This window comes from Sulfitobacter sediminis, assembly GCF_040811725.1.
Taxonomy (GTDB): domain Bacteria; phylum Pseudomonadota; class Alphaproteobacteria; order Rhodobacterales; family Rhodobacteraceae; genus Sulfitobacter; species Sulfitobacter sediminis.
Genome location: NZ_JBFNXX010000284.1, coordinates 1 through 232, shown reverse-complemented (window position 1 = coordinate 232; position 232 = coordinate 1). Strand labels below are relative to the sequence as shown.

General features: G+C 60.8%; 1 protein-coding gene. It reads left to right on the top strand.

The genetic code is table 11. The features are described from left to right. On the top strand, positions 1 to 232 hold a 232-nt coding region (locus AB2B41_RS23790; protein ID WP_367880289.1), incomplete at both ends, for a hypothetical protein.

Genomic DNA, 232 nt, shown 5'->3' with positions numbered 1-232 from the left:
ACGTACAAGCAAGTTGTCATCGCCGACTTCTACATCATCCTACGAACCCCGGCCACAATTGCCCGAGACATCGGAACAGCGATCATCAGAGCCGCGCCCGCGAACATTGTCGTCCGATCTGTAGTCACTGTAGTCACCGTCGCGCCAGAGGCCACGCAACGAACAGTCGTCGTCAAGGTCCCTGTCCCGAACCCGGTCACGGTCCCGATCTCGCCCCCGCAGGCGATCACCG